We start from the raw sequence: 13,137 nt of genomic DNA, 5'->3' as shown, positions 1-13,137 counted from the left end.
GCTTCGCCACGCATCGCACGCTGCCAACCGCTGTCGTTGAGGGTCGCTCGAGCGTGGACCTGAAGGACGACGGCGTGGGCCTGGGCCTGCGGCGCTCCCTGCTGGGATCGCTGCGGGCTGCGCCGGCCGGCACGTTCGACTTCCTCGAAGCCGCGCCGGAAAACTGGATCGGCGTCGGCGGCACGCTCGGCGAAGCCTTTGCCGGGCTCGTCTCGCGCCACCCGCTGGTCTGCCACGGACTGTCGCTGTCGCTCGGAGGCCCGGCCGAACTCGACGAGACCTTCCTGCAGCGGCTGCGACGGTTCCTCGATACGCACGACGTCGCGATCTACAGCGAGCACCTGAGCGCCTGCGGTGACAGCCGCGGCCAGCTCTACGACCTGCTGCCACTGCCGTTCACCGCCGAGGCCGTCGCCCACGTCGCGGCGCGCATCCGGCGCGCGCAGGATGTCCTCGGCCGGCGGATCGCGGTCGAGAACATCTCCTATTACGCCGCGCCCTTCCAGGCGATGGACGAGATCGACTTCGTCAACGCAGTGCTCGCCGAAGCCGACTGCGACCTGCTGCTGGACGTCAACAACATCGTCGTCAACGCCACCAACCACGGCTACGACGCGCAAGAATTCCTGCGCGCGCTGCCCTCGGCGCGCGTCCGCTACATCCACGTCGCCGGCCACCGCGACGAAGCGCCGGACCTGAAGATCGACACCCACGGCGCCGCCGTGTCCGACCCGGTCTGGGCGCTGCTGGCCGAGGCCTACCGTGTGCATGGGCGGCGACCGACGCTGCTGGAGCGCGATTTCAACTTCCCGCCGTTCGCGGAACTCGTCGACGAACTCGACATCGTGCGCCGGCAGCTTGCGGATGCGGGCCACGGGGCGCGCCATGTCGCCTGAAGCGCCTGTCGACGGCCTGCACGCGCAGCTCGACGCGCTCGCAAGCTGGATTCGCGAGCCGGCCACGCAGGCGCCGCCGCCGGGCGTCGAACAGCGTCGCCTGGACGTCTACCGCGAACTGTTCTTCAACAATGTCGCCGGCCTGCTGGGCGGTAATTTCCCCGTGTTGCGGCGCATCCACGGCGACGAGCGCTGGCAGGCGCTGGTGCACGCGTTCTACCGCGACCACGACAGCCACACGCCGCTGTTCACCGAGCTTGGGCGCGAGTTCCTGCGCTACCTCGAAGCGCGCGACGAGGACGCGGCGATGCCGTGGCTTCGCGAGCTTGCGCACTACGAATGGGCCGAACTCGCACTGCAGATCAGCGAGGCCACGCGCGAAGACATCGCGCACGACGCGCATGGCAATCTGCTTGCCGGGCGCCCGCTCCCGTCGCCGCTGGCGTGGCCGCTGGCCTACGCATGGCCGGTGCACCGCATCGGTCCCGACTATCAGCCGATGGAGCAGCCGACCGAGCCGACCCTGCTGCTGTTGCGTCGCGAGCCGGATGGGCACGTCAGCTTCCACAGCCTCAGCCCACTGACCTTCCGCCTGTTGCAGCGGCTGGAGCAAGCGCCGGAGCTTTCCGGCCACGAGCAGCTCGAAGCCCTCGCCGCCGAAGCGGGCGCACAGGACGCCGATGCCTTCGTCCGCGACGGCGCCGCAATGCTGGCGCAGCTGCTCCACGAAGGCACTCTCATCGGCACCCGCCCGTAGGTCGGGGCTACGCCCCCGACGCCTTGTCCCTCAACCACGACAGGATGCACGGCGTGACGGTCGACGGACGGTGCGGGCGTCGGGGTCATGCCCCCGACCTACGGCATCGGCCGCGGGACCGTCTGCTAGGCTGGCGCGATGACGCAGACCGACACCGCCGCCCCCGCCTTCCGCAAGATGTCCGAACGCTTCCGCGGCTACCTGCCGGTCGTGGTCGACGTGGAAACCGGCGGCTTCGACTGGAACCGCCACGCGCTGCTGGAGATCGCGGCGATCCCGATCGAACTCGACGACGCCGGCGAACTGGTGCCCGGCGAAGTGGCCTGCGCGCACGTCGTGCCGGCGCCGGGTACCGAGATCGACCCGAAGTCGCTGGAAGTCACCGGCATCATCCTCGACCATCCCTTCCGCCTCGCCAAGCCCGAGCGCGAAGCCCTCGACCACGTCTTCGCCGCGGTGCGTGCGGCGGTGAAGAAGCATGAATGCCAGCGCGCGATCCTGGTCGGCCACAACGCCCACTTCGACCTCAACTTCCTCAACGCCGCAGTGGCGCGCGTGGCGCACAAGCGCAACCCGTTCCATCCCTTCAGCGTGTTCGACACGGTGACCCTGGCGGGCGTGGCCTACGGCCAGACCGTGCTGGCACGCGCGGTGAAGGCCGCGGGTCTGGAGTGGAACACCGAGGAGGCACACTCGGCCATCTACGACGCCGAGCGCACCGCGCAGGTGTTCTGCCGGATCGCCAACGCCTGGCCGCGGGCGGTGGGCGACGACGCGCCCGTTCCGCCCCCCGCGAACCCGTAGGAGCGGCGAAAGCCGCGAGCTTTTGCCTTGGCCCCTCCCCCTGCGAAGGCAGGGGGAGGCTGGGAGGGGGTGCCCACGGTTCGCGCCGATCTCGAAGACACCCCTCCCCAACCCGTCCGGCCCGCCAGCACAGCTGGCGTGCGTTCGTCGGCGCGCGAGCCAATGGCTCGCAAGCGCGCCTCCTCACCCCCTGCCTTCGCAGGGGAGGGAACAAAGCTCGCGGCTGAAGCCGCTCCTGCAAGGACCAGGGGCGCTGCCGAAGATCAGCCCAGCCGCTGCCGCACCGCCTCGAACAGCGTCACGCCGGCCGCCACCGAGACGTTGAGGCTTTCGACGCCCTGCGCGGCGTCGCCGGGCATGGGGATGGTCACCAGCTGGTCGCACTGTTCGCGCGTGAGCCGGCGCAGGCCGTCGGCCTCGCCGCCGAGCACGAGGGCGACGTTGCCGCGCAGATCAAGCGCGTACAGCGATGCATTCGCATCGCCGGCCAGGCCGTAGATCCAAACCCCCAGCTTCTGCACCTCGCGCAGCGTGCGCGACAGGTTGGTCACGCGCACCACCGGCACGCTGTCGGCGGCGCCGGCCGAGGTCTTGCGCACGGTGGCGTTGACCTGCACCGCCTTGTCCTTCGGGATCACGACCGCGGTCGCGCCGGCCGCCGCCGCGCTGCGCAGGCAGGCGCCGAGGTTGTGCGGGTCCTGCACGCCGTCGAGCACCAGCAGCAACGCCTTGCCTTCGGCCGCTTCGACCAGGCCGGGCAATGCGTCCTCGTCCCAGGTCTTCGCCGCGGCGTAGCGCGCCACGGCGCCCTGGTGGCGCAGGCCGCCGGCGACACCGTCGAGTGCGCTCGAAGCGACCCGGCGCACGTCGATGTCCTTGCGTCGCGCGCTGGTTTCGATCTCGGCGATGCGCGGGTTCTTCGCACCTGCCTCGAGCAGCACCTCCCGCACGTTGCCGGCGTCATGTTCGACGGCCGCGGCCACGGCGTTGATGCCGGCGATCCATTGGTTGTCTTTGCTCATGGAGTTGTGTGTTGAAAGGAGGCTGGAGATTGGGGAAAAGTCTGTGGGAGCGGCTTCAGCCGCGAGCTCTTGCTCTGGCCCCTCCCCCTGCGACGGCAGGGGGAGGCTGGGAGGGGGTGCTCACGGTTCGCGATGATCCAGAAGGCACCCCTCCCCAACCCGTCCGGCCCGCCAGCACAGCTGGCGTGCGTTCGTCGGCGCGCGAGCCAATGGCTCGCAAGCGCGCCTCCTCACCCCCTGCCTTCGCAGGGGAGGGAGCAAAGCTCGCGGCTGAAGCCGCTCCCACGACAAAGTTCACTACTGATCCCGCTTTATCCGTGTCGTTCCGTGAAGATCCGTGGCTAATACTTCTTCTTGACCCGCTTCGCCGGCTGCCCCCGCGGCGGCAGCGGCTTCACGCCGTCGCCATCGCCATCCCCGCGAACCAGCCGGAAGTCGATCTTGCGCTCCTCCAGGCTGGCCTTGAGTACCACGATGCGGGCGCGGTCGCCGAGGCGGTACTGGCGGCCGGAGCGCTCGCCGGTGAGGGTCTTGCGGATCGGGTCGAAGTGGTAGTAATCGTTCGGCAGCTGGGTCACGTGCACCAGGCCGTTGACCTTCGACTCGTCGAGCTCCACGAACAGGCCGAAGCTGGTCACGCCGCTGATCACGCCGTCGAACTCGCTGCCCACGTGCTCCTCCATCCACGCCGCGCGGTAGCGCTCGTCCACCTCGCGCTGGGCCTCGTCGGCGCGGCGCGAGCGTTCGGAGCACTGCAGCGACAGCGTCGACATGTCGCTGTGCGAGTAGCGGTAACGCTCGGCGTCGCCGCCGGCCAGGGCGTGCTTGATCGCACGATGCACCAGCAGGTCCGGGTAGCGGCGGATCGGCGAGGTGAAGTGCGCGTAGGCCTCCAGCGCCAGGCCGAAGTGGCCGATGTTCTCCGGCGCGTACACGGCCAGGCTCTGGCTGCGCAGCACCACGGATTCGAGCAGCGCCGCATCGGGGCGCTCGCGCACGGTTTCGAGCAGTTTGCGGAAGTCCATCGGCCGCACCTTCGCCCACGTCGGCATGCGCAGCTTGAACTCCTTGAGGAACTCCAGCAGGTCGGCGTACTTGGCCTCCGGCGGCTTATCGTGGTCGCGGTACGGCGCCGGAATGCCGGCGTCGAGCAGGAACTTCGCCGCCTCGACGTTGGCCGCGATCATGCATTCCTCGATCAGCTTGTGCGCATCGTTGCGCTGGATCATGCCGGCCTGCGTGACTTCGCCCTGCGGGCCGAGCACGAAGCGCACTTCGGAAGTCTCGAAGTCGATCGCGCCGCGCTGGCGGCGCGCCTTGTCGAGCACGCGATAGAGCTGGTGCAGGCGCTCGACCTGCGGCATCAGGTCGCCGATGAAGGCGCGCGCCTGCTGGCGATCCTCGTCGGGTACGCCGTCGCCGACCGCGTTCCAGACCTGGGTATAGGTCAGGCGCTGGTGCGAGCGCATCACCGCCTCGTGGAACTTCGACTTCACCACCTGCCCGCTGCGATCGACCTGCATGTCGCAGACGAAGCAAAGGCGGTCGACCTTCGGCTTCAGCGAACAGATGCCGTTGGACAGGGTCTCGGGCAGCATCGGCACGACGAAGCCCGGGAAGTACACCGACGTGGCGCGATTCTGCGCCTCGTCGTCGAGCGGCGTTTCCGGGCGCACGTAGTGCGAGACGTCGGCGATCGCCACCACCAGGCGGAAGCCGCCGCGGTTGGGCTCGCAGTACACCGCGTCGTCGAAGTCCTTGGCGTCCTCGCCGTCGATGGTCACCAGCGGCAGGTCGCGCAGGTCCACGCGGCTCGCCGCTTCCGACGCCTGCACGTCCACCGGCACGGCCGCGGCCTGGGCCAGCACCTCGGGCGGGAACTCGTGCGGAATCTCGTGGCCGTGGATCGCGGCCTCCACCGCCAGCGATGCGGTCAGCTTGTCTCCCAGCACCGCCAGCACCCGGCCGATCGGCGGGCGCTGCGCGGTCGGCGGCTGCACGATCTCGCACACCACCAGCTGGCCGGACTTCGCGTCCAGCCGCGCGTCGGACGGGATCTGCACGTTGCGCTGGATGCGCGCGTCGTCCGGCACCACGAAGCTGATCCCCGACTCCATCTCGAAGCGGCCGATCATGCGGTTCAGGCGCCGCTCCAGCACCTCGACGATCGCGCCTTCGCGGCCGCGCCGGTCCATGCCGGTGACCGATGCCAGCACGCGGTCGCCGTGCAGCACCTTGCGCATCTCGGCGGGCGGCAGGAACAGGTCGTCGCCCACACCCGAGTCCGGGCGCAGGAAGCCGAAGCCGTTGGGGTTGGCGATCACCGTGCCCGGGATCAGGTCCAGCCGCTCGGCGGGCACGTAGCCACCGCGACGGTTCTGCAGCAGCTGGCCGTCGCGGACCATCGCCGCCAGGCGCTTGCCGAGCGCGTCGAAGCGGTCGGGCTCTGTCAGCCGCAGGCGCTCGGCCAAGGCTTCGGCCGACTGCGGGCCGTCCGCGTCCACCAGCAGCTGCAGGATCGCCTCGCGGCTGGCGATGGGGTTCTCGTAGCGACCGGCCTCGCGCGCCGCGTGCGGGTCGTGGATGCCGCCCGCCCGCAACTTGCCGGCCGCGGGCATCGCCGCCGCGGGCTTGCCCGCACGGGCCGGCTTCGCGGCCGTGGCGGTATCGGGCATCCAGCCCGGCAGCTTCCTGCCTCCCGTCTTTTTGCCGGCGGTTTTCCCGCTGCTGCGCTTCGCCGCCGGCTTGCCGCTTCCGGCACCGGTCTTGCCGCGGCCACTGCCGCGCTTGCTGGGTGTTTTCGCCATCGCGTGGATGTTACACGGCCGCCTGCCACGGCCAGGTGGTCAAGGCGTTGACAAGCCCCGCCTTGCACCGCAACATACGCGGCCTGCACCCGCCCGGGTGGCGGAATTGGTAGACGCACTAGCTTCAGGTGCTAGCGGGGGCAACTCCGTGGAGGTTCGAGTCCTCTCCCGGGCACCAGGTTGTAGAAGACCCCCGCTTGCGGGGGTTTTTCGCGTGTGTGCCCGCGGCCTTCCCGGCCGCCGGGCGCTTGCCGGCCGCCGGCTTCGGGGCTAACTTCGAACCATCTCACCTGATCCGCGGACGACGCGCTCAGCGCGCCGTCCCCTTCCGCCTTGGAGTTCGTCATGGCTGCACCCGAATCACCGCGACCCTCGATCGTCATGTCGCGCCTGGACTACGACCGCATCGAGGCGCTGATCGAAGGCGCCAACGAGCGCGGCGTCGACACCTCCGCGCTGGAGGCCGAGATCACCCGCGCCGACGTCGTCGAACCGGCGCAGATGCCCGGCGACGTGATCAGCATGAACTCCACCGCCCGCTTCCTCGACGAGAACAGCGGCGAAGAGCGCGAGCTGACCCTGGTCTACCCGCGCGACGCCACCGGCGAGCCGGGCCGGGTCTCGATCCTGGCGCCGGTCGGCAGCGCCCTGCTGGGCCTGCGCGTTGGCCAGAGCATCGACTGGCCGATGTCGGGCAACCGCACCATCAACCTGCGCGTGCTGTCGATCAAGTACCAGCCGGAGGCGGCGGGCGAGCTGCATCGCTGAGCCTCCGCAAGCCCGCTGTCCGAAGCCCCCGCCTCCGAGCGGGGGCTTTTTTTGTTCTTCACCCAACTGAAGGGCGGTGGCCAGGCAGAGATCGCGGGCTTCGGAAACAGCGACGTCCCGGCCGCCAGGGCACCGCGGCCCACCAAAGCCCTGTCAGTCAATTGGGCCGCCTCACGCGGATTGGCGAAGAGCCTTTTCTGTTCGGCGTGCCGACCGGTGCGGCCGGTAGAATTGCCTGATCGATTCCGATCCAGGCTTTCCCCGCATGACCGACCCCGAAGTCCGCCCCGCCTTCCACGGTTTCGAGCAGATCCCGCTGCGCGAATACGCCGAGCGCGCCTACCTCGACTACTCGATGTACGTAGTGCTCGACCGCGCCCTGCCCTTCATCGGCGACGGCCTCAAGCCGGTGCAGCGGCGGATCATCTACTCGATGAGCGAACTGGGGCTGGGCGCGACGGCCAAGCCGAAGAAGTCGGCGCGCACCGTCGGCGACGTGATCGGCAAGTTCCACCCGCACGGCGACAGCGCCTGCTACGAGGCGATGGTGCTGATGGCGCAGCCGTTCTCGTACCGCTATCCGCTGATCGACGGCCAGGGCAACTTCGGCTCGCAGGACGACCCCAAGTCGTTCGCGGCGATGCGCTACACCGAGTCCAAGCTCACGCCGATCGCCGAGGTGCTGCTGGGCGAGCTGGGCCAGGGCACGGTCGACTGGGTGCCGAACTTCGACGGCACGCTCGAGGAACCGAGCTGGATGCCGGCGCGGCTGCCGCACCTGCTGCTCAACGGCACCACCGGCATCGCGGTCGGCATGGCCACCGACGTACCGCCGCACAATCTGGGCGAAGTCGTCAGCGCCTGCGTGCGCCTGCTCGACGACCCTGACGCCTCGGTGCGCGACCTGTGCGAACACGTGCGCGGCCCCGACTACCCGACCACCGCCGAGGTCATCACCCCGGCCGCCGACCTGCTGGCGATGTACGAGACCGGCAACGGCAGCATCCGCGCGCGCGCCACGTTCGCCAGGGAAGGCGCCAACATCGTCATCACCGCGCTGCCGTACCAGGTGTCGCCGTCGAAGGTGATCGAGCAGATCGCCGCACAGATGCGTGCCAAGAAGCTGCCGTGGCTGGAGGACATCCGCGACGAGTCCGACCACGCCAACGCCGTGCGCGTGGTGCTGATCCCGCGCAGCAACCGCGTCGATGCCGAACAGCTGATGGGCCACCTGTTCGCCACCACCGATCTGGAACGCAGCTACCGGGTCAACCTCAACATCATCGGCCTCGACGGCCGGCCGCAGGTCAAGAACCTCAAGGCGATCCTGTCCGAATGGCTGTCGTTCCGCGCCGACACCGTCACCCGCCGCCTCAACCACAGGCTGGAGAAGGTCGAGCGCCGCCTGCATCTGCTCGAAGGCCTGCTGGTCGCCTTCCTCAACCTCGATGAAGTGATCCGCATCATCCGCACCGAGGACGAGCCGAAGGCCGCGCTGATCGCCCGCTTCGAACTGTCCGACGAACAGGCCGAGTACATCCTCGAGACCAAACTCAAGCAGCTGGCGCGGCTGGAGGAGATGAAGATCCGCGGCGAGCAGGACGAACTCGACTCCGAGCGCGACCGCCTGATCGCCACGCTTGGCTCGAAGGCGAAGCTGAAGAAACTGATCAAGGACGAGCTGCTCGCGGACGCGAAAAAATTCGGCGACGACCGCCGCTCGCCGCTGGTCGCGCGCGAGGCCGCGCAGGCGCTGGCCGAGACCGACCTGGTCGCCAGCGAGCCGATGACCATCGTGCTCAGCGAGAAGGGCTGGGTGCGTGCGGCCAAGGGCCATGACGTGGACGCGGCCTCGCTGTCCTACCGCGACGGCGACGGCCTGCTCGCCGCGGTGCGCGGGCGCAGCACGCAGCAGGTGGCGTTCCTCGACTCGAACGGCCGCAGCTACTCGACGCTGGCGCACTCGCTGCCGTCGGCGCGTGGCAACGGCGAGCCGCTGACCGGCCGCTTCTCGCCGGCCGCCGGCGCGTCGTTCCAGGCACTGGCCACGGGCGACAACGACGCCCGCTTCGTGCTCGCCTCGTCGCACGGCTACGGTTTCGTGACCCGCTTCGAGAACCTCACCGGACGGCAGAAGGCGGGCAAGTCGCTGCTGTCGCTGGGCAGGGACAGCGGTGCGCGCGTGCTGCAGCCGGCGCCGGTCGCCGCGGTCGACGCCGATCGCATCGTCGCGGTGACCAGCGCCGGGCACCTGCTGGCGTTCCCGGTCTCCGAGCTGCCGGAACTCGACAAGGGCAAAGGCAACAAGATCATCGAGATCCCCAAGGCCAAGCGCGGCACCGAGCACGTGGTCGCGATCGCCGCGGTGTCGCCGGGCGGCACGCTGTCGGTGAAGTCCGGCGCGCGCACGATGTCGCTGTCGTTCAAGGACCTGGACCAGTACATCGGCGCCCGCGCCAGTCGCGGCGGGCTGCTGCCAAGGGGCTGGCAGAAGGTCGAAGGACTGTCCGTCGAGTAGGTCGGGGCTACGCCCCCGACATGCTTCTGGATTCCGCACGAAAAGCCGTCGGGGGCGTAGCCCCGACCTACGGACGGACACATGGACCCTGATTTCTGGCACCAGCGCTGGCGCGACAACAGGATCGGCTTCCACCGGGACCGCGTGATGCCGCTGCTCGAACAGCACTGGCCGTCGCTCGGCCTCGCTCCGGGCAGCCGCGTGTTCGTGCCGCTGTGCGGCAAGTCGCTGGACATGGCGTGGCTGGCGGCGCAAGGGTATCGGGTACTGGGCGTGGAACTGTCGCAAATCGCGGTCGAACAGTTCTTCGATGAGCACGACCTGGCACCGACGACCCGCGAATCACCACTGGGCACGCATTTCACCGCCGGTCCGATCGAGATCATTTGCGGCGACGCCCTCGCGCTCGACGCGCGAACCCTCACCGACTGCGTGGGCGTCTACGACCGCGCCGCGCTGATCGCCCTGCCACGCACGATGCGCGACGCCTACGTGCGCGAACTGCAGGCGCGGCTGCCCGCCGGCTGCCGCGGGCTGCTGATCACGCTCGAATACCCGCCCGGCGAGAAGGCCGGCCCGCCGTTCCCGGTCGACGCCGACGAAGTGCGCCGGCTGTACGACCGCGACTGGCAGGTCGAACAACTCGAACGCCGTGACATCCTCGCAACCGAGCCGAGTTTCGCAGCCGAGGGGGTGACGGCGCTGCATACCAGCGTGTGGCAGATGGAAAAGCGGCACCTGTAGGAGCGACGGAAGCCGCGAGCTTTTGCCCCTCGCAAAGGCCGGGGGGAGGCTGGGAGGGTGCCCACGGTTCGCGCTGATGCTGAAAGACACCCCTCCGCAACCCGTCCGGCCCGCCAGCACAGCTGGCGTGCGTTCGTCGGCGCGCGAGCCAATGGCTCGCAAGCGCGCCTCCTCACCCCCTGCCTTCGCAGGGGAGGGAGCAAAAACCCGCGACTTCCGTCGCTCCTACAATGGCCGGACGCCGGCGGCCGATCCGCTGGGTGCAACCACGGGGAAAGGACGCATGGTCCGTTGGCTCAAACGCATCGCACTGCTGGTCACCACGCTGCTTATCCTGGCCCTGGTCGCGGCCTGGATGCTGTTGCGGGGCAGCCTGCCGAAGCTCGATGGCGAAGCTGCGCTGCCCGGGTTGTCCACGGCGGTCACCGTGCAGCGCGACCGGCTGGGCGTGGTGACCATCGATGCCGCGAGCGAGGCGGACGCGATGCGCGCGCTGGGCTACGTGCACGCGCAGGAACGCTACTTCGGGATGGACCTGATGCGGCGAACCGCGGCCGGTGAACTCTCGGCGCTGTTCGGTCCGGTCGCGCTCGACTTCGACAAGCGCCAGCGCGTGCACCGGATGCGCGCACGCGCAACCGCCAACCTCCGCGACATCGCGGGCGACCAGGCCAGCGCGCTTCGCGCCTACACGGAAGGCGTCAACGCCGGCCTTGCCGGACTCCGCGCGCACCCGTGGCCCTACCTGCTCCTGGGGCAGGCGCCGGAACCCTGGCGCATGGAGGATTCCGCGCTGGCTGGCTACGCGATGTACTTCGACCTGCAGGACGCCGACGGCAGCCGCGAACTGGCACTGTGGAAACTGCAACAGCACTTGCCGCCGGCGCTTTACGCGCTGCTGGCCCACGGCGGCACGAGCTGGGACGCTCCCCTGCAGGGCGGCGCGATCGGCGACGCGGTCCTTCCCGGCCCCGACGAGGTGGATCTGCGCGGATTGCCGGCACCGGCGCGGGGTGAGGTGAAGGGGTCGCGGGCGGCTGCCCTCACTCCACCATCCGCCCTGCGGATGGCCCCCCTCCCTCCCGCGGTGCGGAAGAGAGGCGTCGGCGGGTCGGCCGCGGAGACCGACCTCCATCCGGGCAGCAACAACTTCGCCGTCTCCGGTGCGGTGACGCACGACGGCCGTGCGATCGTCGCCAACGACATGCACCTGGGCCTGCGCGCACCCGGCACATGGTTCCGCGCGCGCCTGCGCTACCCGGACCTGCGCGCGCCGGGCGGCAAGGTCGACGTGCAGGGCTTCACCCTGCCCGGCCTGCCCGCCGTGGTGGTCGGCAGCAATGGCCACGTGGCATGGGGATTCACCAACAGCTACGTCGACAGCACCGACTGGAAGCGCGTCGTTCCCTGCGCGCCGGCGAAACCTGCAACCGCGTCGTGCATCCCGATCACCACGCATCGCGAAATGATCGACATCGCCGGCGCGGACGCCGTGACGCTGATTGTCGAAGACACCTCCTGGGGTCCGATCCTCGAACACGAACCCGACGGCAGTGCGCTGGCGCTGCGCTGGACCGCCCACCTGCCCGGCGCGCTGAACCTCGGGTTGAGCGAGTTCGCCCGCGCCGAAGACCTCACCGCGGTCCTGCGCGCCGCCGACGGCGCGGCCATCCCCACCCAGAACCTGCTCGTCGCCGACAGCGCCGGACACATCGCCTGGCGGCTGCTGGGTCCGCTGCCGCAGCGCACGGGGGGCTGCTCGGCGCAGCGACTGGTCGAGGGCCCCCGGACGGCCGCTCCGGTCGAAGCGGGAACCGCGCCGCCGACGACGGGCTGCCGAGCATGGACGATCTCCACCGCCGCCGCGCCATTGATCGCCAACCCGCCCGACAACCGGCTGTGGACGGCCAACGCTCGCGTCGTCGCCGACGGCGACCTGCAGCGCGTCGGCGACGGCGGCTACGACCTGGGCGCGCGCGCGGCGCAGATCCGCGACGACCTGTTCGCCAGGCAACGGTTCAGCGAGCGCGACCTGCTGGCGATCCAGCTCGACGACCGCGCGCTGTTCCTGCAGCGCTGGTGGCAGCTGCTGCGCGACGAAGCCGCACGCGCGAAGTCGCCGGCGCTTGCCGGGCTTGCGGACGCCGCCGCGCAGTGGGGCGGCCGCGCGAGCGCCGACTCGGCCAGCTATCGCATCGTCCGTGCATGGCGGCTTGCGGTCCTCGCGCGCATCGGCGACGGCCTGGCCGCACCTGCGCAGGCGGCGCTGGGCGACGGATTCGAGATGCCCAAGCTGTCGCAGCTCGAAGGGGTGGCATGGCCGCTGCTGCAACAGCGGCCGGCGCACCTGCTGTCGCGAAGGTTCGCGACCTGGGACGCGCTGCTGGAGGATGCCGCGCAAGAGGTGCGCGACGGTTTGTCCGCGCAAGGACCGCTTGGCCAGCGCACCTGGGGCGAACGCAACACCGCGCACATCTGCCATCCGCTGGCCAGCGCGATTCCCCTGCTCGGCGAGCGCCTGCTGTGCATGCCGCCGGACCAGCTCGACGGCGACGGCAACATGCCGCGCGTGACGGCGCCCGAGTTCGGCGCATCCGAACGCATGGTGGTGTCGCCCGGCCACGAGGCCGACGGCATCGCGCACATGCCCGGCGGCCAGAGCGGACACCCGTTGTCGCCGTTCTGGGGCGCTGGCCACGACGACTGGGTGCACGGAAGGCCAACGCCGTTCCTGCCCGGCAAAACCGAACACACCCTCACCCTGACCCCGTAGGTCGGGGTTACGCCCCCGACGTGCCTGTCGTTACGGGCGAAGGGCCTT

The 13,137-nt window shown here is 70.0% G+C and carries 9 protein-coding genes and 1 tRNA gene; 8 read left to right on the top strand and 2 right to left on the bottom strand.

Features of this window, described 5'->3' with window-relative positions; genetic code table 11:
• Nucleotides 1-53: 53 nt before the first annotated feature.
• The 3 genes from ACFONC_RS14085 to rnt all read left to right on the top strand — a co-directional run bounded on the left by ACFONC_RS14085 (nt 54) and on the right by rnt (nt 2,457).
• Nucleotides 54-896, top strand: coding sequence for an HvfB family MNIO-type RiPP peptide maturase (locus ACFONC_RS14085; RefSeq protein WP_386745085.1), 843 nt, complete (start codon nt 54-56; stop codon nt 894-896).
• Nucleotides 886-1,653, top strand: a complete 768-nt coding sequence (locus tag ACFONC_RS14080) for an HvfC family RiPP maturation protein (RefSeq protein WP_386745084.1) — start codon at nt 886-888, stop codon at nt 1,651-1,653. Before ACFONC_RS14085 ends, ACFONC_RS14080 begins: the two co-directional genes overlap by 11 nt.
• A 138-nt stretch (nt 1,654-1,791) precedes the next feature.
• Nucleotides 1,792-2,457 carry a ribonuclease T gene (gene rnt, locus ACFONC_RS14075; RefSeq protein WP_386745082.1) on the top strand — a complete coding sequence of 222 codons (666 nt, stop codon included), beginning with the start codon at nt 1,792-1,794 and terminating at the stop codon, nt 2,455-2,457.
• Between the two features lie 263 nt (nt 2,458-2,720).
• Here rnt and rlmB read toward each other — a convergent pair whose 3' ends face one another.
• The gene (gene rlmB / locus ACFONC_RS14070; protein ID WP_386745081.1) at nt 2,721-3,479 is read right to left on the bottom strand and encodes a 23S rRNA (guanosine(2251)-2'-O)-methyltransferase RlmB; all 759 of its coding nucleotides are present in this window, start codon (nt 3,477-3,479) and stop codon (nt 2,721-2,723) included.
• A 341-nt stretch (nt 3,480-3,820) separates the two neighbouring features.
• Nucleotides 3,821-6,286, bottom strand: coding sequence for a ribonuclease R (gene rnr / locus ACFONC_RS14065; protein WP_386745079.1), 2,466 nt, complete (start codon nt 6,284-6,286; stop codon nt 3,821-3,823).
• Between the two features lie 91 nt (nt 6,287-6,377).
• On the opposite strand from rnr, the gene ACFONC_RS14060 reads away from it, so the two are divergent.
• From ACFONC_RS14060 to ACFONC_RS14040, 5 genes are all read left to right on the top strand, one after another.
• Nucleotides 6,378-6,464, top strand: a tRNA-Leu gene (locus tag ACFONC_RS14060).
• Nucleotides 6,465-6,631: 167 nt separating this feature from the next.
• Nucleotides 6,632-7,054 (top strand): nucleoside diphosphate kinase regulator, encoded by a 423-nt coding sequence (gene rnk, locus ACFONC_RS14055; protein WP_386745078.1) that lies wholly within the window; start codon nt 6,632-6,634, stop codon nt 7,052-7,054.
• Between the two features lie 265 nt (nt 7,055-7,319).
• Complete coding sequence (gene parC, locus ACFONC_RS14050) at nt 7,320-9,572, top strand: DNA topoisomerase IV subunit A (protein WP_386745077.1); 2,253 nt, start codon at nt 7,320-7,322, stop codon at nt 9,570-9,572.
• A gap of 81 nt (nt 9,573-9,653) precedes the next feature.
• Entirely contained in the window at nt 9,654-10,316 is a 663-nt protein-coding gene (locus tag ACFONC_RS14045) for a thiopurine S-methyltransferase (protein ID WP_386745076.1), read from the top strand.
• Nucleotides 10,317-10,599: 283 nt separating this feature from the next.
• The gene (locus tag ACFONC_RS14040) at nt 10,600-13,089 is read left to right on the top strand and encodes a penicillin acylase family protein (RefSeq protein WP_386745074.1); all 2,490 of its coding nucleotides are present in this window, start codon (nt 10,600-10,602) and stop codon (nt 13,087-13,089) included.
• The last annotated feature ends 48 nt before the right edge of the window (nt 13,090-13,137 follow it).

Origin of the sequence: Luteimonas soli (assembly GCF_042648865.1) — a bacterium.
Taxonomy (GTDB): Bacteria; Pseudomonadota; Gammaproteobacteria; order Xanthomonadales; family Xanthomonadaceae; genus Luteimonas; species Luteimonas soli.
Note: the sequence above shows the minus strand (reverse complement) of the source record. Positions and strands in the feature narration are given on the sequence as shown.